This window comes from Pseudomonas sp. Tof1 (genome assembly GCF_055390395.1).
The window spans coordinates 5901893-5923866 of sequence record NZ_AP024344.1; the positions used below are offsets into that span (position 1 = coordinate 5901893).

General features: G+C 64.2%; 20 protein-coding genes. 7 read left to right on the forward strand and 13 right to left on the reverse strand.

What is annotated here, in order from left to right; all coding sequences use genetic code 11:
* Nucleotides 1-123: 123 nt before the first annotated feature.
* From ACZ5KU_RS26575 to pmbA, 5 genes are all read right to left on the reverse strand, one after another.
* A complete protein-coding gene (locus ACZ5KU_RS26575; protein WP_054058965.1) occupies nucleotides 124-735 on the reverse strand; it encodes a superoxide dismutase in 612 nt (203 codons plus the stop codon).
* 1 nt (nucleotide 736) lies between these two features.
* On the reverse strand, nucleotides 737-1177 hold the full coding sequence (locus ACZ5KU_RS26580; protein ID WP_054061744.1) for a hypothetical protein: 441 nt from the start codon (nucleotides 1175-1177) through the stop codon (nucleotides 737-739).
* A gap of 26 nt (nucleotides 1178-1203) precedes the next feature.
* On the reverse strand, nucleotides 1204-2580 hold the full coding sequence (locus ACZ5KU_RS26585) for a class II fumarate hydratase (protein WP_054058963.1): 1377 nt from the start codon (nucleotides 2578-2580) through the stop codon (nucleotides 1204-1206).
* On the reverse strand, nucleotides 2573-2968 hold the full coding sequence (locus ACZ5KU_RS26590) for a hypothetical protein (RefSeq protein ID WP_054058962.1): 396 nt from the start codon (nucleotides 2966-2968) through the stop codon (nucleotides 2573-2575). Before ACZ5KU_RS26590 ends, ACZ5KU_RS26585 begins: the two co-directional genes overlap by 8 nt.
* A gap of 177 nt (nucleotides 2969-3145) precedes the next feature.
* The gene (gene pmbA / locus ACZ5KU_RS26595; protein WP_054061745.1) at nucleotides 3146-4492 is read right to left on the reverse strand and encodes a metalloprotease PmbA; all 1347 of its coding nucleotides are present in this window, start codon (nucleotides 4490-4492) and stop codon (nucleotides 3146-3148) included.
* 122 nt (nucleotides 4493-4614) lie between these two features.
* On the opposite strand from pmbA, the gene yjgA reads away from it, so the two are divergent.
* Nucleotides 4615-5136 carry a ribosome biogenesis factor YjgA gene (gene yjgA, locus ACZ5KU_RS26600; protein ID WP_054058960.1) on the forward strand — a complete coding sequence of 174 codons (522 nt, stop codon included), beginning with the start codon at nucleotides 4615-4617 and terminating at the stop codon, nucleotides 5134-5136.
* Between the two features lie 49 nt (nucleotides 5137-5185).
* Here yjgA and tldD read toward each other — a convergent pair whose 3' ends face one another.
* The 8 genes from tldD to mreB form a co-directional block, all read right to left on the reverse strand.
* The gene (gene tldD / locus ACZ5KU_RS26605; protein WP_054061746.1) at nucleotides 5186-6628 is read right to left on the reverse strand and encodes a metalloprotease TldD; all 1443 of its coding nucleotides are present in this window, start codon (nucleotides 6626-6628) and stop codon (nucleotides 5186-5188) included.
* Between the two features lie 20 nt (nucleotides 6629-6648).
* Entirely contained in the window at nucleotides 6649-7494 is an 846-nt protein-coding gene (locus ACZ5KU_RS26610) for a carbon-nitrogen hydrolase family protein (RefSeq protein ID WP_464736474.1), read from the reverse strand.
* A gap of 45 nt (nucleotides 7495-7539) precedes the next feature.
* On the reverse strand, nucleotides 7540-11358 hold the full coding sequence (locus tag ACZ5KU_RS26615; RefSeq protein ID WP_054061747.1) for a YhdP family protein: 3819 nt from the start codon (nucleotides 11356-11358) through the stop codon (nucleotides 7540-7542).
* Between the two features lie 78 nt (nucleotides 11359-11436).
* Nucleotides 11437-12894 (reverse strand): ribonuclease G, encoded by a 1458-nt coding sequence (gene rng / locus ACZ5KU_RS26620; RefSeq protein WP_054058956.1) that lies wholly within the window; start codon nucleotides 12892-12894, stop codon nucleotides 11437-11439.
* 56 nt (nucleotides 12895-12950) lie between these two features.
* Complete coding sequence (locus ACZ5KU_RS26625) at nucleotides 12951-13547, reverse strand: Maf family protein (protein WP_464736475.1); 597 nt, start codon at nucleotides 13545-13547, stop codon at nucleotides 12951-12953.
* A gap of 67 nt (nucleotides 13548-13614) precedes the next feature.
* The gene (gene mreD / locus ACZ5KU_RS26630) at nucleotides 13615-14106 is read right to left on the reverse strand and encodes a rod shape-determining protein MreD (protein ID WP_019361976.1); all 492 of its coding nucleotides are present in this window, start codon (nucleotides 14104-14106) and stop codon (nucleotides 13615-13617) included.
* The gene (gene mreC, locus ACZ5KU_RS26635; RefSeq protein ID WP_273824027.1) at nucleotides 14106-15209 is read right to left on the reverse strand and encodes a rod shape-determining protein MreC; all 1104 of its coding nucleotides are present in this window, start codon (nucleotides 15207-15209) and stop codon (nucleotides 14106-14108) included. Before mreC ends, mreD begins: the two co-directional genes overlap by 1 nt.
* 142 nt (nucleotides 15210-15351) lie before the next feature.
* The gene (gene mreB / locus ACZ5KU_RS26640; protein WP_002555108.1) at nucleotides 15352-16389 is read right to left on the reverse strand and encodes a rod shape-determining protein MreB; all 1038 of its coding nucleotides are present in this window, start codon (nucleotides 16387-16389) and stop codon (nucleotides 15352-15354) included.
* Nucleotides 16390-16599: 210 nt separating this feature from the next.
* On the opposite strand from mreB, the gene gatC reads away from it, so the two are divergent.
* From gatC to ACZ5KU_RS26670, 6 genes are all read left to right on the forward strand, one after another.
* Nucleotides 16600-16887, forward strand: coding sequence for an Asp-tRNA(Asn)/Glu-tRNA(Gln) amidotransferase subunit GatC (gatC, locus tag ACZ5KU_RS26645; RefSeq protein WP_054061518.1), 288 nt, complete (start codon nucleotides 16600-16602; stop codon nucleotides 16885-16887).
* 16 nt (nucleotides 16888-16903) lie between these two features.
* Nucleotides 16904-18355, forward strand: a complete 1452-nt coding sequence (gatA, locus tag ACZ5KU_RS26650) for an Asp-tRNA(Asn)/Glu-tRNA(Gln) amidotransferase subunit GatA (RefSeq protein WP_464736476.1) — start codon at nucleotides 16904-16906, stop codon at nucleotides 18353-18355.
* A gap of 134 nt (nucleotides 18356-18489) precedes the next feature.
* Complete coding sequence (gatB, locus tag ACZ5KU_RS26655; RefSeq protein ID WP_275044046.1) at nucleotides 18490-19950, forward strand: Asp-tRNA(Asn)/Glu-tRNA(Gln) amidotransferase subunit GatB; 1461 nt, start codon at nucleotides 18490-18492, stop codon at nucleotides 19948-19950.
* Nucleotides 19951-20094: 144 nt separating this feature from the next.
* Nucleotides 20095-20466 (forward strand): septal ring lytic transglycosylase RlpA family protein, encoded by a 372-nt coding sequence (locus tag ACZ5KU_RS26660; protein ID WP_054060699.1) that lies wholly within the window; start codon nucleotides 20095-20097, stop codon nucleotides 20464-20466.
* Nucleotides 20467-20516: 50 nt separating this feature from the next.
* Nucleotides 20517-21569: a calcium/sodium antiporter gene (locus tag ACZ5KU_RS26665; RefSeq protein WP_416773557.1), complete on the forward strand. Its 1053-nt coding sequence runs from the start codon at nucleotides 20517-20519 to the stop codon at nucleotides 21567-21569.
* 11 nt (nucleotides 21570-21580) lie between these two features.
* Entirely contained in the window at nucleotides 21581-21961 is a 381-nt protein-coding gene (locus ACZ5KU_RS26670) for a carboxymuconolactone decarboxylase family protein (protein ID WP_054060698.1), read from the forward strand.
* The last annotated feature ends 13 nt before the right edge of the window (nucleotides 21962-21974 follow it).

Sequence of the window (21974 nt, forward strand, 5' to 3'; positions counted from 1 at the left end):
ACGAGCAGCACCACTCCAGCCAGCAACAACAGCCAGCCAACTCCCTGGCGAAATCGCCGCCCTCTGCTCATTGCCACGGCATCTGTCTCCATCATCGGCTCTGGATCTTGTGGGTAGTCTGTCTTACGCCAGGGCCGCGAGATAACGCCGTTCGACTTCCGGCCAGTTGATCACGTTGTAGAAAGCATTGATGTATTCCGGGCGACGGTTCTGGTACAGCAGGTAATAGGCATGCTCCCAGACGTCCAGGCCGAGGATCGGCGTATTGCCGTTCATCAGCGGGCTGTCCTGGTTGCCACTGCTCTCGACCACCAGTTTTTTCTCCGGCGTCACGCTCAGCCACGCCCAGCCGCTGCCAAAACGCGTCAGCGCGGCCTTGGTGAAGGCTTCCTTGAACGCCTCGAAGCCGCCCAGTTGCTCGTCGATGGCTCGTCCTAGCGCCGCCTCCGGCTCGCCGCCCCCCAGCGGGCTCATCACCGCCCAGAACAGCGAGTGGTTGGCATGGCCGCCGCCATGGTTGATCACGGCCGGACGCATGTTCTCCGGCAACTGGCCAACCGCGGCCACCAGCGCCTCGACAGGCCAGTCGGCCCACTGCGATCCCTCGACAGCCGCATTGAGGTTGGTGACGTAGGTCTGGTGGTGCCTGGTGTAGTGGATCTCCATGGTCTTGGCATCGATATGCGGTTCCAGGGCGTCGTAGCTGTAGGGCAGCGCAGGCAAGGCGTAGGGCATTTCAATGAACTCCATGTTGATGACTCGACGGGACAGCGCCCGAGGAGGCCGTCCGGCTGTGCAGCAGGCGGCTGGTGCGGGGGTACTCTCCGTACTCGCTGATGAAGGCCAGCAGTTCGACGTAGGTTTTGCTGCTCTGGTGCAGCGCGGCCTCACGCAGCGCGACGGGAAGCCGAGTGTCCTGCATCGCCTGCAGCAGGCGCTGGTGAATGGCGCACAGGTACTCGACGCTCTCTTCCGGCTGATTGAGGCGCAGGTGCAGGTCCGCCAGGTTGTGGTGGGAAATCACGCAGGCGGCCACCGCCTCCTCGGCATCCGGCCAGCGCTCGAACAACACCTGCGCCAGGGCCAGGGCCTGCAGGTAGTGCTCGCGGGCATCGACCAGCTCGCCAAGGTTGAAATGGCGGTTGGCCCTTTCGATTGTGCGTCTCCAGTGTTCCATGACGAACCTCCAGACAATGCAGTGGATTACACGCCACCGGCCGTGAGCTTTTCCGGATCCAGCAGGGTTTCCAGTTGGCTACGGGGCAGATCGGTATGTTCGAGCGCCACCTCGATGATCGGCCGACCTTGCTGATAGGCCTTCTTGGCAATCTCGGCGGCTTTCTGGTAACCGATGATCGGGTTCAGCGCGGTGACCAGGATCGGGTTGCGCGACAGCGCCTCCTTGAGCTTGGCCTCGTTGACCTTGAAGCTGGCGATGGCCTTGTCGGCCAGCAGACGACTGGCATTGGCCAGCAGCTCGATGCTGCCCAGCAGGTTGTGGGCAATGATCGGCAGCATCACGTTCAGTTCGAAGTTGCCCGACTGGCCGGCCACGGCAATCGTCGCGTCGTTGCCAATCACCTGGGCGGCGACCATCGCGGTCGCTTCCGGAATCACCGGATTGACCTTGCCCGGCATGATCGACGAACCGGGCTGCAGGGCCTCCAGCTCGATCTCGGCCAGGCCGGCCAGCGGGCCGGAGTTCATCCAGCGCAGGTCGTTGGCGATCTTCATCAGCGACACCGCGGTGGTCTTCAACTGGCCGGAAACGGCGACCGCGGTATCCTGGGAGCCGATCAGGGCGAACAGGTTGCCACCTGGCGTGAACGGTACACGGGTCAAGGCGCTCAGTTGGCGACTGAACAGTTCGGCGAACTGTGGGTGCGCGTTGATCCCGGTACCCACCGCGGTACCGCCCTGGGCCAGGGATTGCAGGCTGGGCAGCAGGTTCTGCAGATGCAGGACGTTGGCCTTGAGCTGTGCCGCCCAGCCATCGAGCACCTGGCTCAGACGCACCGGCATGGCGTCCATCAGGTGGGTGCGACCGGTCTTGATGAACGGATGAACCTGCTCCGCCTTGGCCTCGGTGACCCGCACCAGGTGCGCCAGGGCCGGCAACAGTTGCTCGTGCAGGGCCAGTGCGGCGCTGACATGGATGGTGGTGGGGATGATGTCGTTGCTGCTTTGGCCGCAGTTGACATGGTCATTGGGGTTGACCGGCTCACCCAGCAGACGGCTGGCGAGGGTCGCGATCACCTCGTTGGCGTTCATGTTGGAGCTGGTGCCGGAGCCGGTCTGATAGATATCCACCGGGAAGTGCAGCATGAAATCGCCTTCGAGCAGGCCCTGGCAGGCATCGACGATGGCCTTGCCCTGGGCTGCGCTCAGTTGCCTGAGCTCGACGTTGGCCTGTGCCGCAGCCGCCTTGGCCAGGATCAGGGCACGAATGAACTGCGTCGGCATGCGCTGGTGGCTGATGGGGAAGTTGTCCACGGCACGCTGGGTCTGGGCGCCATACAGGGCCTCGGCCGGCACCTGCAGTTCGCCCATGCTGTCGCGTTCGATACGGGTATTACTCATCGGGAAATCCTTGCACCAGTTCAGTCAGGGGAATGGAAGGCAGCAGCGAGCAGTTCGCCAACTGCCAGGCAAAGCTTTGCCAGCGGCGCAGCCGGCAATTGCATAGCGCCTGGCGCTCCAGATCGCGCAACGGCCGCCAGGCCTGGTCCAGGCATAACGACCGCCAGTGCCAGGGCAACGCGGTATCGGTGGCCGTGTCGAGCAGCAGGCGAAAGGACGTTGCAGCGATGGTCCAGGGTGAAGTGGGTGTGCAACAGGCCAGGTAGCGGCCCTCGGCGAGGTAATGGTCGATCAGCCGGGGCTCGTCCGGCAGCAGTGCGCAGCGGATCTGGCGGCTCATCCAGCGCCAGCTGTCCAAATAGGGTTGCTCATGCAAGGCAGAACTCATGACCCAGGCTCATTCGATAATGAGATTTATTATTATACGATATTGATAATCAAAACAACGCTGACGAAGCGAGCCTGTCCCCCTCCTTGAGGGACAGGCTCGCTCAGGGTGGCGTCGGCACAAAAAAAGGCGCGTCGCTTGAGCGACGCGCCTTTTCGTTCGGGTTGCGGCGGTGGATCAGCTACCGGCGACAGTCATCCGCTCGATCAGCACCGAGCCGGTACGGATGTTGCTGCGCAGCTCGAGATCGCTGCCCACGGCGACGATCTGCTTGAACATGTCGCGCAGGTTGCCGGCAATGGTCACTTCCTGAACCGGGAACTGGATCTCGCCATTCTCGACCCAGAAACCGGCCGCTCCACGGGAATAGTCTCCGGTGACCATGTTCAGCCCATGCCCCATCAGCTCGGTCACCAACAGGCCGCGCCCCATTCGGCGAATCAGGGCATCCTGGTCCTCGACCCCATGGGTGACGAACAGGTTGTGCACGCCGCCGGCGTTGGCGGTGCTCGGCAGGCCGAGCTTGCGTCCCGAGTAGGTGCCCAGCACATAGGACACCAACGTGCCATTCTCGACGAACGGCTTGGCATAGGTCGCCAGGCCATCGCTGTCGAAGGCCGAACTGCTCATGGCCCGCATCAGGTGTGGACGCTCATCGATGGTCAGCCACTGCGGGAACAGCCGTTGCCCCAGCGCGCCCTCGAGGAACGACGACTTGCGATACAGGTTGCCGCCGGAAATCGCCGACAGGAAACTGCCGAACAACCCACCGGCCAGTTCCGCCGAAAACAGCACCGGCACTTCGCAGGTCGGCACCGGACGCGCGCCCAGGCGGCTGGCCGCCCGCTGCGCGGCCTTGCGGCCAATGCTGACAGCGTCGGCCAGCAGCTCGCCCTGGCGATTGACGTCGTACCAGTAGTCACGCTGCATCTGCCCATCGCCTTCGGCGATCATCACGCAGCTGAGGCTATGGCGCGTCGACGCCGAGCCGGCGATGAAACCGTGGCTGTTACCGTACACCCGGCAACCCTGGGACGTGCTCAGCGTGGTGCCGTCGGCGTTACGGATCCGACTGTCGGCGTCGAAGGCCGCCGCTTCACAGATCAGCGCCCGCTCGATCGCCTGCTCCGGGGTGATGTTCCATTCGTGGAACAGGTCGAAATCCTTGATTTGCTTGGCCATCAGGGCCGCATCGGCCAGCCCGGAGCACTCGTCCTCGGAGGTGTGCCTGGCGATGGCCAACGCCGCCGCGACGGTTTCGCGAATGGCCTCGGCGCCACTGGCCGAAGTGCTGGCCGAGCCCTTGCGCTGCCCCACGTACAAGGTGATACCGAAGCCCTGGTCACGGTTGAACTCGACCGTTTCCACTTCCCGCTGGCGCACCGACGTCGACAGCCCCTGCTCCACGGACACCGCCACCTCACAGGCACTGGCCCCCTGGCGCCTGGCCTCGGCAAGAATCTGCTCGACCTGCTCCTGCAGGGCCGGCAAGGCCTGCGGGCCAACGCTTTGTGCTGCGCTCATGGTCTTCTCCACTCAGCTTTCTCCACTCAAATGCAGCTTTCAGTCACGCTCATCGAACGAGCGGGCCGGACAAGCGGCCCCCGACTGGTTATCATGGCGGCGTTTCTTTGCGGACTGCCACCATGGTTGATTCTTACGACGACTCCCTCGATGGGGAGAAAAGCAAATCCCAGGTCAAACGCGAGCTGCATGCTCTGGTTGATCTCGGTGAGCGACTGACCACACTCAAGCCTGACCTGCTGGCAAAACTGCCACTGACCGACGGCTTGCGCCGTGCCCTGGCCGATGCGCCGAAGCACACCGCGCATATCGCGCGCAAACGGCACATCCTGTTCATCGGCAAGCTGATGCGCGACCAGGACATCGACGCCATCCGGGTGGTGCTCGACCAGGTCGATGCCTCCACCAAGCAGTACAATGAACGCTTCCATAACCTCGAACGCTGGCGCGATCGCCTGATCACGGGCAACGACGACGTCCTGGAAAAGTTCGTCAGCGAGTACCCCGAGGCGGACCGCCAGCAACTGCGCTCGCTGATCCGCCAGGCCCAGCACGAACTGGCACACAACAAGCCACCGGCTTCCAGCCGTAAAGTCTTCAAGTACATCCGGGAGCTGGACGACACCCAACGCGGCCTGCGCTGAGTGTCGACCTGGGTGGGCCGGCAAGCGGCTCACCCAAGCGCTCCGGCCCCTACGCGCCCGTGCCGCCCACGGTGATCGCGTCGATCTTCAGGGTCGGCTGGCCAACACCCACCGGCACCGACTGCCCATCCTTGCCACACGTGCCCACACCACTGTCCAGTGCCAGGTCGTTGCCAACCATCGACACCCGACTCATGGCTTCCGGCCCATTGCCGATCAGCGTCGCCCCCTTGACCGGCGCAGTGATCCTGCCGTCCTCGATCAGGTAGGCCTCGCTGGTGGAGAACACGAACTTGCCGCTGGTGATATCGACCTGGCCGCCGCCGAGGTTGGCGCAGTAGATCCCCTTCTTCACCGAGGCGATGATTTCCGCCGGGTCGCTTTCGCCGCCGAGCATGTAGGTGTTGGTCATGCGTGGCATCGGCAGGTGCGCATAGGATTCGCGGCGGCCGTTGCCGGTACGGGCGACGCCCATCAGGCGGGCATTGAGCTTGTCCTGCATGTAGCCCTTGAGCACGCCGTTCTCGATCAGCGTGGTGCATTCGGTCGCAGTGCCCTCGTCGTCGACGCTCAGCGAGCCGCGACGGCCGGCCAGGGTGCCGTCATCGACGATGGTGCACAGGCTCGAAGCGACCCTTTCGCCCATCCGTCCGCTGTAGGCCGAACTGCCCTTGCGATTGAAATCGCCTTCCAGGCCGTGGCCGACCGCCTCGTGCAGCAGGACGCCAGACCAGCCGGAACCGAGCACCACCGGCAGTGTACCGGCCGGAGCGGGGACCGCTTCCAGGTTGACCAGCGCCTGGCGCAAGGCCTCGCGGGCATACCCCATGGCACGGTCTTCACTGAGGAAATAACGGTAGTCGGTACGCCCGCCACCACCGTGGCCACCCCGCTCGCGCCGGCCATTGTGCTCGACGATCACGCTGACGTTGAAACGCACCAGCGGTCGTACGTCCGCCGCCAGGCCACCGTCGGTAGAGGCCACCAGAATGCGCTCCCAGACGCCGGCCATGCTCACCGAAACCTGCTGGATACGCGGGTCGAGGGCGCGAGTGGCGACGTCGATGCGCTTGAGCAGCTCGACTTTCTCGGCGCGGGTCAGGACGTCCAGCGGATTGTCCGGTGCATAGAGTTGTGCCACGTCCTGGGCGGAGAACGCCTGCACCCGGCCGTTCTGCCCGGCACGGGAGATCGAACGGGCCGCACGCGCGGCTGCGCCCAGGGCGTCAAGGGTGATGGCATTGCTATAGGCGAAGCCGGTCTTTTCCCCGGATTGCGCGCGTACGCCGACACCCTGGTCCAGGTTGAAGCTGCCTTCCTTGACGATACCGTCTTCGAGCGCCCAGGACTCGGAAATCTGCCCCTGGAAATACAGGTCAGCGGCGTCGATGCCGGGCCCGGCCAGGTCACCCAGGACCGATTGAAGGTTTTCGATGGTCACGCCACCCGGCGCCAACAGGTGTTCGCTGACTGAGGACAACAACTCGCTCATAGGTTTTGCGCCTTATTTCGTCATTGCGATGCAGGTCGCTGCGCGCCCTGCGAGAAAAAGCGCCGGTGACTCGCCACCGGCATCCGCGCCCGGATGGACGCCTGTTCATTACTGTCACGCTCGGCCAGCAACACCGCTTCGCCCTGATCCTGCCGGGCGAGGACACGCCCCCACGGATCGACGATCGCCGCATGCCCGAAGGTCTCGCGCGGCCCCGGATGCACGCCGCCCTGGGCAGCCGCCAGCAGATAGCACTGGGTCTCGATGGCACGGGCACGAATCAGCACGTCCCAATGCGCCGCACCGGTCACTGCGGTGAAGGCCGAGGGCGCGGTGATCAGTTCCGCACCGGCCAGCCGCAGTTCGCTGTACAGCTCGGGGAAGCGCAGGTCATAGCACACGCTCAGGCCCAGACGCCCCACCGGCGTGTCGGCCACCACTACCCGGCTACCATGAGCATAGTCATCGGATTCACGATAACGACCCCGATTGTCCGCCACGTCCACATCGAACAGGTGCAGCTTGTCGTAGCGGGCCACCGTTTCGCCCTGGTCATCGACCAGCAACGAGCAGGCACTGGACTTGGCATCCGGCTGGCCGACCGGCGGCAACGGCAGGGTACCCGCGACAATCCATAACCTGAGGTCGCGGGCGACCTGTTTCAACCACGGCAGGATCGGCCCCTCGCCCAGCGCCTCGGCCCGGCCGATCGCGGCGACGTCACGACGGCCCATGGCAGCGAAGTTTTCCGGCAACACCGCCAGTCGCGCACCGCCTTCGGCGGCCTGCTCGAGCAGGCGACGGGCCTGGGTCAGGTTGGCCAGCACATCGTCCTGGCTGACCATCTGGATGACGGAGAAAGTCATGGCACACTCCTTGGAAGACTGGCCACCATGCTACTCCATGGGGCGCTACTTGGACTTTTCAAAAGGTTTGTCGAACGTGATTTTCGGTTCTTTCCAGGGACCGGTGACGCTGTACTTCACACTGGCGAACCGCGCGACCCGGTCGCCGATCAGCTTGTCGATCAGGAACAGCGCACCACCGATGGCCGGCGCCCCGACGATCAGCGCGGCGATCGGCAGGTTGTTGGTCACCGGCAAGGTCACCAGCAGCTTGGCATCGACCCGGTCGCTGACCATGTCCAGCGTACCGTTGAGTTCCAGGTTGCTCGACGGCCCGGTCAACGTGATCGGTTCGCGGGTGACATATACGCCATCGCTGGCTACCAGCAGTCCCTTGACCCGGTCATAGCTCAGGCCCTTGCCGAGCAGGTCGGAGAAATCCAGGCGCAGGCGGCGACCGATGGAGTTGAAGTTCAGCAGACCGAACACCCGCAAGGCCTGGGCACCGCCCTCGACTTCGACGAACTGGCCCTTGCGCAGGGTCGCATCCAGGCTGCCGGAGAAACGCTTGAGCCCGACCCAGGCCGGCGAGCCGGGCCAACGGCCATCGACATCGAGGTGGAACTCGTCGCTGGTCACGGTTGGCGCGAAGCTCCAGGCCTTGAGCACATCAGCGAGGTTCTTGCCCTCCAGGCGCCCATTGATCCAGCTGCCACTGCTGCCCGGCGCGCCTTCCCAGCCGCCATTGCCCTGCAACTGCATGCCCTTGAGGCCGAGATTGAGGTCGTTGAGCTGGATTCCCTTGGGCGTCGGCCGCACCTTCAGCGACCAGGCGCCCACCAGGTCCTGGCCCTGGAACAACTGGTCGATGGCGATATCCAGCGCCGGGATCTGCTGTGGGTCCACCGAGGCCAGCGGGTCCGGTGCATTTTCATCGGCGACCACGCTCGGGTCCGGGGCCGGCAAGCGCACATAGGCCAGCTTGACGCCGATCGGGGCCCCCTTGGCATCCGGCAGCGTCACACTACCCTTGGCCTGCTGGCTGTCGATCAACAATCCCCAGGTCGAGCCACTGCGGGCCATCTGCAGGCTGACCTGGTCGAACCGGGTGCCGAAACCGCTGAGCTTGTCGACCTTGAAATCCGCGCTGCTGAGCAACTGTTTGGCATTGCCGCCCGGATCCTGGCCGGCATAGCGGTCGATCACCGCCTTCCACGGTTCCATGTCCAGTTCCGAGAGTACGCCACGTACCCGCAGGCCCTTGACCGTCGGCAGTTGTGCATCGCCATCGCCGAGGAACAACTCCCCCCGGCCGTCGGCGAACCTGCCGCCCGGGGCGGCAAAGGTGAAGTTCGCCAGCTCGCCATAGTCGAACCAGTAGCGCCGTTCGGCACCTTGCAGGGTCATGCGGAACACGCTGTCGCGCCCCTGGCTGGCCGGCATGCCAAAAGGAGCGGGCAGATCGACGGCCACGCCCTTGAGGTTGGAACTGATCATCAGTTGGCTGTCGGCACCGTCGAGGTTCAACTGCAGCTGGTACGGCAGGTCGCCGGATACCGGCAGCGGCTGGCTGACGCCCAGCCAATCGGTGAGTTTCCTGAGGGCCACCTGGCCCTTGGCGGTGACCCGGGTGCTGAGGCTGCCAGGCTTGCCGTCGGCACTGATCTGCGCGGTGATCGGCCGGTCGAACGCCTGGGCGCTGATGCCATCGCCACTGAGGCCCTTGTCGCTGTCGAAACGGAAATTGCCCTTGAGCTGGGTCAGTTCGAGACTCGGGTCAGCCAGCTTCAGCCGCGCCTGGTCGGTGGCGAAGTCCACCAGCACCTTGGGCTCGTCGCCCTTCTCCAGCGGAACATCCAGCCTGACCTTGCCCTGCAGGCTGCCCTCGCCCTGCCAACCGGCAAAGGTCGGGCCGGTACCGATCGGCGCCTCCTGGAGAATCTTCAGGCCATCGCCGAGACCGCCGGCAAAGTTGCCGTCGAGGAACATGTGCGGCGCCTTGCCCGCGGTCGAGTGCGGGATGTTGACCATCACATCGCTGACCTGGGTATCGAGCAACTGGCCCTTGCTGGCCTTGATCCGCACCCCGCTGTCCTCGATGAACACATCGCCGTTGACCTTGCCGACATGGGGCCAACCCGGCTGGAAGGCCAGTTCGGCGTCATGGACCTTGAAGAACAGGCTGATGCTGCGTGCGGCGGCGGCGGCATCGTGGTTCAGCGAACCCTGGTACTGGAAGAAACCCTGGTCCACGGCACCGTGGAGAATCGCGGTACGCAACCATTCGTCGAGGGAGGGGCTCAACACCGCCGGCAGGTACTTGGGTGTGAAACGTCCGTCACCGTCGACCAGGCCGACCCGCAGGTCCATGTAGTCTTCCTGCTCCGGGGCGAAATGCAGGCGGATCAGGAAGTCGGCGGCGATCCGCCCCTCCTCGCCGAGCACCTTGATATAGGGCGCGATCAGGGTAAAGCCCTCCTGATCGAGCTTCCAGGTCAGCCGGGCGTTAGCCTGCAGGTACTGCCAGGGCTTGTTGAAGATCGGATAGAGGAACAGCGAGAAGTCCTTGCTGTCCATGCGCAACTCGCCGTGCCCCAGGTCGCCGCTGATGCTGCCGGTGACATTGCGCGCCGCCGGCGCACCGTGATAGGCGTCGAAACCGACCCGCTCGAGATTGGCCTCGAAGCTCAGGCGACGGTCACCGGTTTCCTGTGGCCGGTAATCGAGCAACACATTGCGCAAGGCCCCGGTGACTTTCAGGTGGTCGATCACCGTGGCCAGCCCTTGCGGCAGCGGCGCCAGGCTGTCGAGCAGCGCAGTGATCGGCGTCAGGTCCAGGCGATCGGCCTGCACGTGCCACACTTCACCGCTCTTGTCGGTCGCGGCACTCTGCTGCAATTGCAGGTGGGACTCCCAGCGGGTCTCCCCCAGGTTCATCGCCAGCGAGTCGAGCAGCAGGCTAAAGCCCTGGTCGTTGCGTTGCAGATAGGCATTGAGGGCGAGGTTGTCGATTTTCGCCGGCTGGCGATCGGCGTACCCACCGCGAAACTGCGGGGCATTGAGCCGCGCCACGGCGCTCTGCACCGTGCCATCGGCCCACTTCAACCAGAATTCACCGCCGGCCTTGAGCTCGGCGATCTTCCATTTCCCGGCCAGGCTCGCCGGCAGCCAGCGCGCCCAGTCGCTCTGCGGCAGGCTCAGGTAGGCTTCGGCGGACGCATGGCGCCAGTCGCTGGGGCGCATGCGGGTCGTCAGGTTGAGCGCCAGTGGCTGGCCGTCGGGCAGGTTCAGGCGCAGATCGAGGCGCTGGCGACCGGGGCCGACGCGCAGGTTCAGGCCGACATAGGTCAGGGTCAGCGGCGACTCGCCATAAGGTTCCAGCGTCAGTTGACTGTCCAGCACCGACAACTGCTCGATCACCTGCAGGCGCTTGAGCACCTGTTCAGGGTCCAGCGGCTGGTCATCAGCCGGGCGCGGCAGGCCTTCGAGGGCCCATTGCCCATCCTCGCCCTGCCTGAGGTTGAGCTGCAGCCCATGCAGTTCGAGGCGGGCGATACGCAGCTCGCGGGCCAGCAGGCTGGCGCGGATATCCGGGATCACCTGCACATGGTCCAGGCGCAGGGCCGAGGCCCCCGTACCGATCATTACATCGTGGGCCGACAGCACCGGTGCCAACCCGCTCCAGTGCCCTTCCAGGCTGCCGATGGCCAATGGCATGCCCAATGCCGCCTGCGCCCTGGTTTCGACATCGGCCCGGTATTCGGCCACCAGCGGCACGAGTTGCCGCCCCAGGCTGACGTACAACGCCAGCAATACCAGCAGCAACGCACAGATGCCCAGGCTCCAGCGGGTCAACGCGGCAACAAAGCGCGACAAACGCTCCATGTCAGTGGCCCCTCAGGCAGAATTCGATGAAAAGGCCGGCTTCAGGCAGTGCGGGCAATATGTATACGGAACAGGGAATCAGAGCAGCACCACGTCGTATTGTTCCTGGGAGTACATGGTTTCGACCTGGAAACGGATGGTGCGCCCGATAAAGGCCTCCAGTTCCGCGACATTGCCCGACTCTTCATCCAGCAGCCGGTCGACGACTTTCTGGTTGGCCAATACTCTATAGCCTTCGGCCTGATAGGCACGGGCCTCGCGGAGGATTTCGCGGAAAATCTCGTAACAAACCGTCTCCGGGGTCTTCAGCTTGCCGCGCCCCTGGCAACTGCTGCACGGCTCGCACAACACCTGCTCCAGGCTTTCGCGGGTGCGCTTGCGGGTCATCTGCACCAGGCCCAGTTCGGTGATACCGATGATGTTGGTCTTGGCGTGGTCGCGTTCCAGCTGCTTTTCCAGGGTACGCAGCACCTGGCGCTGATGCTCCTCGTCCTCCATGTCGATGAAGTCGATGATGATGATCCCGCCCAGGTTGCGCAGGCGCAGTTGGCGGGCGATCGCGGTGGCCGCCTCGAGGTTGGTCTTGAAGATGGTTTCCTCGAGGTTGCGATGACCGACGAAAGCCCCGGTATTGACGTCGATGGTGGTCATGGCTTCCGCCGGGTCGACCACCAGGTAGCCGCCGGACTTGAGCGGGACCTTGCGCTCCAGGGCCTTCTGGATCTCATCCTCGACACCGTACAGATCGAAGATCGGTCGTTCGCCGGGGTAGTGTTCGAGGCGATCGGCGATTTCCGGCATCAGCTCGGCGACGAACTGCGTGGTTTTCTGAAAGGTTTCCCGGGAGTCGATACGGATCTTCTCGATCTTCGGGCTGACCAGGTCGCGCAGGGTGCGCAGCGCCAGACCGAGGTCCTCGTAGATCACATTGGGCGCACCGATGGTCTTGATCTGCGTACCGATCTGGTCCCAGAGGCGCCGCAGGTAACGGATGTCCATCATGATCTCGTCGGCCCCGGCGCCCTCGGCGGCGGTACGCAGGATGAAGCCGCCGGCCTCCTTGATGCCTTCCTGGGCCACGCAGTCGCTGACCACCTTCTTCAGCCGCTCACGCTCGGCTTCGTCTTCGATCTTCAGCGAAATGCCGACATGTGCGGTGCGTGGCATGTACACCAGGTAGCGCGACGGAATCGACAGCTGCGTGGTCAGGCGGGCGCCCTTGGTACCGATCGGGTCCTTGGTGACCTGCACCACCAGGCTCTGCCCTTCGTGAACCAGCGCACTGATGCTTTCCACCGCCGGGCCTTCGCGCATGGAGATTTCCGAGGCGTGGATGAACGCAGCCCGGTCCAGGCCGATATCGACGAACGCCGCCTGCATGCCCGGCAGCACCCGGACCACCTTGCCCTTGTAGATATTGCCGACGATACCGCGCTTCTGCGTCCGCTCGACATGGACCTCTTGCAACACACCGTTCTCTACCACCGCCACGCGCGATTCCATCGGCGTGATGTTGATCAGGATCTCTTCACTCATGGCTGCGTCTCGTTCAGGCGTGTTCACAATTATTGCCGTTCACTGGGGTGCGGCAATCAGCGCACGATAAGGTTTTGCCAACAGGGTATGTCGAAACGGCCAAGCAGTTCTGCGGTTTCGCACACAGGCAGGCCGACAACGCCCGAATAGCTGCCGTTCAGGCTCTCCACGAAAACCGCCGCCAGACCTTGAATGGCATAGCTCCCGGCCTTGTCGCGGGGTTCGCCGCTGGCCCAGTAGGTGTGTGCCTCTTCTATTTTGATAGTACGAAATTTCACGAGACTGCGAACCACCCGCGACTCGCAGCGCTCGCCGTCGAGCAACGCGATGGCCGTCAGCACCTCATGTTCGCGCCCCGACAGTGCGAGCAGCGTGGCGACCGCGTCCGCCTCGTCCAGCGGCTTGCCGAGAATTCGCCCATCGAGCACCACGGCGGTATCGGCACCCAGCACACAGGCCGCGACATCCGCACCGAGGGCGGCACGCCCGGCCGCAGCCTTGCCACGCGCCAGGCGCTCGACATAGGCCACGGGAGATTCGTCGCCCAGGGGTGTTTCATCGATATCGGCACTGATGGCCGTGAACGGCACACCGATCTGGGTCAGCAGTTCACGCCGACGCGGCGAGCCGGAGGCCAGGTAGAGCGGGTTCATCAGGACATCTCCTTGTCGGGGCTCGTCACGCGGATCATCAGGCACCGGGAAATGGCCGATGATTCAATCAGTTGATCTTGTAGCGCCGGCGCAATCCACGCAGCCCGAAGCTGACCCAGGGCCACAGCAGCGCGCTGACCAGGGCCGGCAGCACCAGCGCGAGGGTGGGCTGGCGGTTACCGGTCAGGGCGCTCAGCCACAGCTGGACCAACTGCGCCAGGCCGAAGATCACCAGGATCACCAGGCTCTGCTGCCACATCGGGAACATGCGCAGCCGTTGCTGCAGCGACAGCACCAGGAAGGTGATCAGCGTCAGGATCAGCGCGCTCTGCCCGAGCAGGGTGCCATAGAGCACATCTTCGGCCAGGCCGAGCAGGAACGCGGTGACCATGCCGATCTTGTGCGGCAGGTACAGCGACCAGAACGCCAGCAGCAGCGCCAGCCACAGCGGACGCAGGATTTCCATGAACTGCGGCAACGGCGAGACACTGAGCAGCAGGCCGATCAGAAAGGTCAGCCAGACGATCCAGCCGTTACGCGAAAGAGTGGCGCCCGCCATCATTCCTCCTGCCGTTGAGTGGCCGCCGGCGGCCTGCTGGCCGGCTTGGCCGCGGGTTTGGCGGTGGTCGGTTTTGGCGCCGGAGTGCTGTTGGCCGCACCCTGCGCGGCAGCGGCAGCCGCCGCGCCATGGGCGGTCGGCTTGGTCACCGGGGCCGTGGCGGCGGGCGTGGCCGGGGTCGCCGCAGGCTTGGGCACGGTCGCCGGAATCGCCGCCGCGCCTTCACCCTGCTTGTCGGCTTCCTGGGCCTGGGCCGCATCGTTGGCCCGCTCTTCCGGTGTACGGCTGTCGCTGAACACCAGCAGCAGGTAGCGGCTGCGGTTCAACGCGGCGGTCGGCACGGCGCGAACAATGGCGAACGGCTGGCCCGAGTCATGGATGACTTCCTTGACCGTCGCCACCGGGTAGCCGGCCGGGAACCGCTGGCCCAGGCCGGAACTGACCAGCAGGTCGCCTTCCTTGATGTCCGCGGTATCGGCGACATGACGCAACTCCAGGCGCTCGGGGTTGCCGGTACCGCTGGCGATCGCCCGCAGGCCGTTGCGGTTGACCTGTACCGGAATGCTGTGGGTGGTGTCGGTCAGCAGCAGCACACGGGAGGTGTACGGCATCAACTCGACCACCTGGCCCATCAGGCCACGGGCATCGAGCACCGGTTGCCCAAGCACCACGCCATCGCGCTCGCCCTTGTTGATGATGATGCGATGGGTGAAGGGGTTGGGGTCCATGCCGATCAGTTCGGCGACCTCGACCTTCTCGTTGACCAGTGCCGAGGAGTTCAGCAGTTCGCGCAGGCGCACGTTCTGCTCGGTCAGGGCGGCCAGTTTCTGCAGGCGCCCCTGCAACAGCAGGTTCTCGGTCTGGAGTTTCTCATTCTCGGCGACCAGTTCGGTACGGCTGCCGAACTGGCTGGCCACGCCTTGCCACAGCCGCTGCGGCAGGTCGGTGATCCAGTACGATTGCATCAGCACCAGCGAGGCCTGGCTGCGGATCGGCTTGAGCACCGTGAAGCGGGCATCGACCACCATCAGCGCAACCGACAGCACGACCAGCACCAGCAGGCGCACGCCCAATGAGGGGCCTTTGGCGAAAAGCGGTTTAATGAGCCGCTCCTCCCAGGCAAATAGACATTTTATTCATACGGCATCAAACCGGCCTGGATGCAGATTGACAGAAGATAAACGCAACAGGCAGCACTGCAAAGTGCTGCCTGTGAACGGACCGTCGTAGCGTCTGCCAGCGAACTCACTCGCTGGAGAGCAGGTCCATGGTGTGCTTGTCCATCATTTCCAGGGCACGGCCACCGCCGCGGGCCACGCAGGTCAGCGGGTCTTCGGCAACGATCACCGGCAGGCCGGTTTCCTGGGCCAGCAGCTTGTCGAGGTCACGCAGCAGTGCGCCACCACCGGTCAGCACCAGGCCGCGCTCGGCGATGTCCGAAGCCAGTTCCGGAGGCGACTGCTCCAGAGCGCTCTTGACCGCCTGGACGATGGTCGCCAGGGACTCCTGCAGCGCCTCGAGCACTTCGTTGGAGTTGAGGGTGAAGGCACGGGGTACGCCTTCGGCCAGGTTACGACCGCGGACGTCGACTTCACGGACTTCGCCGCCCGGATAGGCGGTACCGATTTCCTGCTTGATGCGCTCGGCGGTGGATTCACCGATCAGGCTGCCATAGTTGCGACGCACGTAGGTGATGATCGCTTCGTCGAAGCGGTCGCCGCCCACACGTACGGATTCGGCATAGACCACACCGTTCAGGGAGATCAGCGCGATTTCGGTGGTACCGCCGCCGATATCGACGACCATCGAGCCACGGGCTTCCTCGACCGGCAGGCCGGCACCGATCGCGGCCGCCATCGGCTCCTCGATCAGGAACACTTCACGGGCACCGGCGCCCAGCGCCGATTCACGGATGGCGCGACGCTCGACCTGGGTCGACTTGCAGGGCACGCAGATCAGCACACGTGGGCTGGGCTGCAGGAAGCTGTTTTCGTGAACCTTGTTGATGAAGTACTGCAGCATCTTCTCGCAGACGCTGAAATCGGCAATCACACCGTCCTTCATCGGACGAATGGCGGCAATGTTGCCCGGCGTACGACCGAGCATGCGCTTGGCTTCGGTACCGACGGCGACGACACTTTTCTGGTTGCCATGGGTGCGAATCGCAACAACCGATGGCTCATTCAGGACGATACCGCGCTCGCGCACGTAAATAAGGGTGTTGGCTGTACCCAGGTCGATGGAAAGATCGCTGGAAAACATGCCACGCAGTTTCTTGAACATTGGAAAGGGACCCTGGGCAACGCGTGGGTAAAAAAGTGCGGCAAACTCTAACAACGACGGGGATTTTGGGCAAGGCGCCAATATGTTAAATTAGGCGTTTTTCCGAGCACCATCCCATACAATCGCGGCCATGTGACCGTGCAAATGCGGTAGTGTTCCACCAATCCAACATCCGGACAGCTTCCATTTTGTTTTCCACTGGAGATTCCCATGGCGCTTGACCGCTCCGACGTGGAAAAAATCGCTCACCTGGCCCGCCTGGACCTGGTCGCAGACGATATTCCACGCACCACCGAAGCCCTGAACAGCATTCTGGGTCTGGTCGACCAGATGCAGGCTGTCGATACCGACGGTATCGAACCCCTTGCCCACCCTCTGGAAGCGAGCCAGCGCCTGCGCGCCGACGCCGTGACCGAACGCAATAACCGCGAGGCCTATCAGTCCATCGCACCAGCGGTCGAAAACGGCCTCTACCTGGTTCCGAAAGTCATCGACTAAAGGGAAAGAGCCTGCAATGCATCAAATGACTCTGGCCGAGATCGCCCGCGGACTCGCCGACAAGAAGTTTTCCGCCGAAGAACTGACCCGCACCCTGCTGGCGCGCATCGCCCAGCTCGACCCGCAGGTCAACAGCTTCATCAGCCTTACCGAGGAACTGGCCCTGCAGCAGGCCAAGGCTGCCGACGTGCGTCGCGCCAATGGCGAAAACGGTGCCCTGCTCGGCGCGCCGATCGGCCACAAGGACCTGTTCTGCACCCAGGGCGTGCGCACCAGTTGCGGCTCGAAGATGCTCGACAACTTCAAGGCACCCTACGATGCCACCGTGGTGGCCAAGCTCGCCGCCGCCGGCGCGGTGACCCTGGGCAAGACCAACATGGACGAGTTCGCCATGGGTTCGGCCAACGAGTCGAGCTACTACGGCAAGGTGAAGAACCCGTGGAACCTGGAGCACGTGCCGGGCGGTTCGTCGGGCGGTTCCGCCGCGGCCGTTGCCGCGCGCCTGCTGCCGGCCGCCACGGCGACCGACACCGGCGGCTCGATCCGCCAGCCGGCGGCGTTCACCAACCTCACCGGCCTGAAGCCGACCTACGGTCGCGTTTCGCGCTGGGGCATGATCGCCTACGCCTCCAGCCTCGACCAGGGTGGCCCGCTGGCCCGTACCGCCGAAGACTGCGCACTGCTGCTGCAGGGCATGGCCGGTTTCGACCCGCAGGACTCCACCAGCATCGATGAGCCGGTGCCGGACTACAGCGCCAGCCTGAACGACTCGCTGCAAGGCCTGCGCATCGGCGTGCCGAAGGAATACTTCAGCGCCGGTCTCGACCCGCGCATCGCCGAACGGGTGCACGACAGCGTCAAGGCGCTGGAAAAGCTCGGTGCGGTGATCAAGGAGATCAGCCTGCCGAACAACCAGCACGCGATCCCCGCCTACTATGTGATCGCGCCGGCCGAGGCCTCCTCCAACCTGTCGCGTTTCGACGGCGTACGCTTCGGCTATCGCTGCGAGAACCCGGTCGACCTCACCGACCTGTACAAGCGTTCCCGTGGCGAAGGCTTCGGTGCCGAAGTGCAACGCCGGATCATGGTCGGTACCTACGCCCTGTCGGCCGGCTACTACGACGCCTACTACCTCAAGGCCCAGAAGATCCGCCGCCTGATCAAGAACGACTTCATGAACGCCTTCAAGGAAGTCGACGTGATCCTCGGCCCGACCACGCCGAATCCGGCCTGGAAGATCGGTGCCAAGAACAACGATCCGGTCGCCGAGTATCTGGAAGACTTCTACACCATCACCGCCAACCTCGCGGGTCTGCCGGGCTTGTCCATGCCTGCGGGCTTCGTCGACGGCTTGCCGGTCGGCGTGCAATTGCTTGCCCCGTATTTCCAGGAAGGCCGCTTGCTCAATGTTGCGCACCAGTATCAGTTGAACACTGACTGGCACACCCGCACCCCCCAGGGGTTTTGAAGCTGCTGCGCTCGGTAATGCTGCGTTGAAAGCTGGCTCGTAATGCTCATTGACTACAGTCAACTGCGCTTACTCGCCAGCCTTCGCCTTGCCTTACCTTCGCTCGCGACGCTTCAAAAGTCCCCTGGCAAGATTTGAGGAAAAACACCATGCAATGGGAAGTCGTGATCGGGCTGGAGATTCACACCCAGCTCGCCACCCAATCGAAGATTTTCTCCGGCAGTTCGACCACCTTCGGCTCCGAACCCAACACCCAGGCCAGCCTGGTCGACCTGGGCATGCCTGGCGTGCTGCCGGTGCTGAACCAGGAAGCGGTGCACATGGCGGTGCAGTTCGGCCTGGCGATCGACGCCGAGATCGGCCAGCACAACGTGTTCGCCCGCAAGAACTACTTCTACCCGGACCTGCCCAAGGGCTACCAGATCAGCCAGATGGAACTGCCGATCGTCGGCAAGGGCCACCTGGATATCACTCTGGAAGACGGTACGGTCAAGCGTATCGGCATCACCCGTGCGCACCTGGAAGAAGACGCCGGCAAGAGCCTGCACGAAGACTTCAGCGGCTCCACCGGGATCGATCTGAACCGCGCCGGTACCCCGCTGCTGGAAATCGTTTCCGAGCCGGACATGCGCAGTGCCAAGGAAGCCGTGGCCTACGTCAAGGCGATCCACGCACTGGTACGCTACCTGGGCATCTGCGACGGCAACATGGCCGAAGGCTCGCTGCGTTGCGACTGCAACGTCTCGGTACGCCCCAAGGGCCAGGCCGAGTTCGGCACACGCTGCGAGATCAAGAACGTCAACTCGTTCCGCTTCATCGAGAAGGCGATCAACTACGAAGTACAACGCCAGATCGAGCTGATCGAGGATGGCGGCAAGGTCGTCCAGCAGACTCGCCTGTACAACCCGAACACCGATACGACCAAGGCGATGCGCAGCAAGGAGGAAGCCAACGACTACCGTTACTTCCCCGACCCGGACCTGCTGCCGGTGATCATCGAGGACTCGTTCCTGGATGAAGTGCGCGCCAAGCTGCCGGAACTGCCACCGCAGAAACGCGAGCGCTTCCAGTCGCAGTACGGCCTGTCGCTGTACGATGCCAGCGTCCTGGCTTCGAGCCGCGAGCAGGCGGAGTACTTCGAACAGGTGGTCGCCATCAGCGCCGACGCCAAGCTGGCGGCCAACTGGGTCATGGTCGAGCTGGGCAGCCTGCTGAACAAGCTGGGCGTGGAAATCGACCAGGCGCCGGTCACTGCCGAGCAACTGGGGGGCATGCTGCTGCGGATCAAGGACAACACTATCTCGGGCAAGATCGCCAAGACCGTGTTCGAAGCCATGGCCAACGGCGAAGGCAATGCCGACCAGGTGATCGAGGCCCGCGGCCTGAAACAGGTCACCGACAGCGGTGCGATCGAGAAGGTGCTGGACGAAGTGCTGGCGGCCAACGCCGAGCAGGTCGAGCAGTACCGTGCGGCGGACGAAGCCAAGCGCGGCAAGATGTTCGGCTTCTTCGTCGGCCAGGCGATGAAGGCCTCCAAGGGCAAGGCCAACCCGCAACAGGTGAACGAACTGCTGAAAAGCAAGCTCGAAGGCTGAGTCGGGCCAAACAGGCCCTGACACCAGCCCACTGTGGGAGCGGGCTCGCCCGCGAAGACGATGTATCCGACACATTGCATTCGCGGGCCAGCCCGCTCCCACCTATCGATCGCCCCATGCGATCTCTGTAGGGAGCGCCCCCAGATGAAACGCCTGTTCGCCGCCCTTGCCTTCCTCAGCCTGCTGGCCGGTTGTGCCACTCACGATATCGACCCGCGCGGCTACGACGAAACCGGCACGGCCTCCTATTACGGTCGCCAGCACCACGGCAAGCGCACCGCCAGCGGTGAACCCTTCAACCAGAACGGCCTGACCGCCGCCCATCGCCAACTGCCGTTCGGTACGCGGGTAAAAGTCACTAATCTTGCCAACGACCGCAGCGTCGTGGTCCGTATCAATGATCGCGGCCCGCATACCCGCGGACGCCTGATCGATGTTTCCCGACAAGCCGCCGAAGAGCTGGGCATGCTACAAAGCGGTACCGCGCGCGTGCGCGTCCAGAGCCTCAGCGACTGACCCCGGGGAGCCCCGCCATTTTCGGATTGACCCACCTGCCGATCCTGAGCCTGATCCAGCTGCTCGGCGGCCTGTTCCTGCTGGTCATCGGCGCCGAACTGCTGGTGCGCGCAGCCGTGCGCCTGGCCGCCCGCCTGCGAGTGCGGCCGCTGCTGATCGGCCTGACCGTCGTCGCCTTCGGCAGCAGCGCCCCGCAGATGGCCGTCAGCCTGCAGGCCGCCCTCCAGGAAAACGCCGACATCGCGGTCGGCAGCGTGATCGGCGGGAATATCTTCAACACCCTGGTGACCCTCGGTCTCTCGGCGCTGATCATCCCGCTGCGGGTCTCGCGCCAACTGGTGCGCCTGGACATACCGCTGATGATCGTCGCCAGCCTCATGGTCTTCGGCCTGGCCCTCAACGAAGAGCTGAGCCGCTTCGACGGTGTGCTGATGCTGCTGGTGTTTGCACTGTACCTGGGGTTGCTGCTGCGCACCTCGCAACACGGCCTGCCGCACCCCGCCCCCGTGCTGCAAACACAGCGCCGGCCTGCGCCCTGGCTCAGCAGTGCGTTCTGGATGCTGCTCGGCCTGGCCCTGCTGACCCTCGCCGGCCACCTGCTGCTCGATGCCGCCGTCGAAGTGGCCACGGAACTGGGCCTGTCGGAAAGGATCATCGGCCTGACCGTGGTCGCGGTCGGCACCTCCCTGCCGCAATTGGCCACGTCGCTGATCGCCGCCATCCGCGGCCAGCGCGATATCGCCGTCGGCAACGTGATCGGCGGCAACCTGTTCAATCTGCTGGGCGTGCTCGGAGTGACCGCGCTGATCGCCCCGCAACCGCTGTCGGTCTCGCCCAACGCGTTGTCGTTCGACCTGCCGGTAATGCTCGCCGTCGCGGCCTTGTGCTGGCCGGTATTCTACTCCGGCTATCGCATCACCCGTGCCGAGGGCCTGCTGTTTCTCGGCCTGTACCTGGCCTACGGGCTGCACGTGGTGTGGTTCACCACCGGCATGCCGATGGCGGTGCGGCTGGAACACCTGATGCTGTTCTTCATCCTGCCGGCGCTGCTGGTGTATCTGCTGTTCAGTACGCTGCGAGCCTGGCGTCGCCAACATTCCTAGGAGCCACTGCAATGAGCGATCAGAAAAAAACCGGTGTCGAAATGCGTCGTCAGGTCATGGGCGATGCCTTCGTCGACCGCGCCCTGGGGAATGCCACCGAGTTCAGCCAGCCCCTGCAGGACTTCGTCAACGAACACGCCTGGGGCGGCGTCTGGAACCGTGACGGCCTGCCGCTCAAGACCCGCAGCCTGATCACCCTCGCCGCGCTGACCGCGCTCAAGTGCCCGCAGGAGCTCAAGGGCCACGTGCGCGGCGCCCTGAACAACGGCTGCACGGTGGAAGAGATTCGCGAGGCACTGCTGCACTGCGCGGTGTACGCCGGCGTACCGGCGGCGATCGATGCGTTCCGCGCCGCGCAGGAAGTGATCGACGCCTACCAGAAAGCCGACTGAGCGCGACAGGGCT

Excerpts from the sequence above, each read along its gene's own strand:
- ACZ5KU_RS26580 (WP_054061744.1), bottom strand. The coding sequence starts at position 1,177 with ATGGAACACTGGAGACGCACAATCGAAAGGGCCAACCGCCATTTCAAC.
- ACZ5KU_RS26590 (WP_054058962.1), bottom strand. The coding sequence starts at position 2,968 with ATGAGTTCTGCCTTGCATGAGCAACCCTATTTGGACAGCTGGCGCTGG.
- mreB (WP_002555108.1), bottom strand. The coding sequence starts at position 16,389 with ATGTTCAAGAAACTGCGTGGCATGTTTTCCAGCGATCTTTCCATCGAC.
- ACZ5KU_RS26660 (WP_054060699.1), top strand. The coding sequence starts at position 20,095 with ATGAAACGCCTGTTCGCCGCCCTTGCCTTCCTCAGCCTGCTGGCCGGT.
- mreD (WP_019361976.1), bottom strand. The coding sequence starts at position 14,106 with ATGGCGGGCGCCACTCTTTCGCGTAACGGCTGGATCGTCTGGCTGACC.
- ACZ5KU_RS26585 (WP_054058963.1), bottom strand. The coding sequence starts at position 2,580 with ATGAGTAATACCCGTATCGAACGCGACAGCATGGGCGAACTGCAGGTG.
- ACZ5KU_RS26625 (WP_464736475.1), bottom strand. The coding sequence starts at position 13,547 with ATGAACCCGCTCTACCTGGCCTCCGGCTCGCCGCGTCGGCGTGAACTG.
- ACZ5KU_RS26575 (WP_054058965.1), bottom strand. The coding sequence starts at position 735 with ATGCCCTACGCCTTGCCTGCGCTGCCCTACAGCTACGACGCCCTGGAA.
- ACZ5KU_RS26615 (WP_054061747.1), bottom strand. The coding sequence starts at position 11,358 with ATGGAGCGTTTGTCGCGCTTTGTTGCCGCGTTGACCCGCTGGAGCCTG.
- rng (WP_054058956.1), bottom strand. The coding sequence starts at position 12,894 with ATGAGTGAAGAGATCCTGATCAACATCACGCCGATGGAATCGCGCGTG.
- ACZ5KU_RS26610 (WP_464736474.1), bottom strand. The coding sequence starts at position 7,494 with ATGACTTTCTCCGTCATCCAGATGGTCAGCCAGGACGATGTGCTGGCC.
- yjgA (WP_054058960.1), top strand. The coding sequence starts at position 4,615 with ATGGTTGATTCTTACGACGACTCCCTCGATGGGGAGAAAAGCAAATCC.
- tldD (WP_054061746.1), bottom strand. The coding sequence starts at position 6,628 with ATGAGCGAGTTGTTGTCCTCAGTCAGCGAACACCTGTTGGCGCCGGGT.
- gatC (WP_054061518.1), top strand. The coding sequence starts at position 16,600 with ATGGCGCTTGACCGCTCCGACGTGGAAAAAATCGCTCACCTGGCCCGC.
- gatA (WP_464736476.1), top strand. The coding sequence starts at position 16,904 with ATGCATCAAATGACTCTGGCCGAGATCGCCCGCGGACTCGCCGACAAG.
- ACZ5KU_RS26670 (WP_054060698.1), top strand. The coding sequence starts at position 21,581 with ATGAGCGATCAGAAAAAAACCGGTGTCGAAATGCGTCGTCAGGTCATG.
- pmbA (WP_054061745.1), bottom strand. The coding sequence starts at position 4,492 with ATGAGCGCAGCACAAAGCGTTGGCCCGCAGGCCTTGCCGGCCCTGCAG.